This is a genomic window from Vibrio sp. Vb1574 (assembly GCF_033338675.1).
Genome location: NZ_JAWOTC010000218.1, coordinates 1 through 1,374, shown reverse-complemented (window position 1 = coordinate 1,374; position 1,374 = coordinate 1). Strand labels below are relative to the sequence as shown.

General features: G+C 47.1%; 1 protein-coding gene. It reads right to left on the bottom strand.

Annotation, left to right across the window (positions count from 1 at the left end; translation table 11 throughout):
* The coding region (locus R7O12_RS24955; RefSeq protein WP_318126738.1) for an AsmA-like C-terminal region-containing protein at positions 1-1,374 on the bottom strand (1,374 nt) is incomplete at both ends.

Sequence of the window (1,374 nt, the reverse complement as noted above, 5' to 3'; positions counted from 1 at the left end):
CTTGTATTCGCCTTTACTACGTGAAATCTCTTTTACGGTTGGTGAATCTAACGGGCCTTTGACCTCGTAATTCACTTGGGTGAACACCTCTACAACTGGAGAAATTACCGTAGAAATCGCCAGCACGTACAGAGCAGTTTGAGGGGCTACCGCAAACGCCGTCAGCATTGGTAACCCTGACGTAATATCCGGCGTAAACTTCACTTCCGCATCCACCATTCTGCTGGTCATGTTTGCAATACCACGAATTTGCATTTCACCAGCTAGCGCATCCATCACAATATCATTAGTGATAAACACACCATCTTGGATTTTGCCTGTACCCGTGATGGAGTTGAACGCCATGCCTTTGTCGAATACGTCGGTAAAATCGAGCTGCATCTTACGAATGATGGAGTCCAAGCTAAATAGGCCAAGCAAACGGGCCGCGCCGCTGACTTCACTCACGACCCCTTTGCCAAACTCCGTCGAGACATTCCCCTGCAAGGTTGGTGTCTTCATCGACCAAGGCGCACCATCCCAATTCATATTGGCGTTGATCTCAAATGGCGCTTGCTGGATCCCAGACGTGATACCAAAACGCTCCATCAGATCCGTGTTGTTATCGCCTTTCATTTTTAACGTCAGATTGGAATGGCTACGATCTTTGGTCAGTTCCCACCAACCATTCATATCGATGCGGTTTTTGCCGCTACTGAAGGTAATGTTTTTCCACTCCAAACGATCATCTTGACGCTGTAAGTCGACATTCACTTTGCCAACCTTGTAACCTTGCAACCAAAAATCGTCGATGTTCAACGTTAAGTTTGGCATCTCTGCGTGAAACTTGCGGTCAAAGTTGGTAATAAGTGGCGCATTCTGATCTTCACTAGCGAAAATCGAACTGCGCTCTTTGGTCATTTCCTCAAAGTCTGGCAAGTACAAATGCAGATGGTCTAGAGACACCGATAAATCGTACGGTTTGAGGTACGTTGCTTTGCCTTTCACCTCTTGGCTACTCACGTCCAACTGCCAACTTAGGTTCTTTTTACTGGCGTTCAATGCCACATCGTGAAACTCAATGCTGCCCAGCAACAAGTTCGGCGTTTCGACTTCAATACGCGTTGGTAAAGGAATCGTAGGCGTCTTCATGTTTGCCAGCACCGGTTGCGCTTTACACTCTGGCGTATCAAGTAACGTCGCCCACTTATCTAGGTTTAACTCATCTAGACGAATCGAAGCATCGTGCCCAACGACAGGACTAATTTTAAAACCGCCTTTGCCTAACACTAAGTTGGTCGCGGTTAACACTGGCACATCGCCCGAGATATCAATTTCGGTCTGATATTTCGCATTTGGGATTTGCAAACGAGCCGAAATGCTCTCCTGATTCCC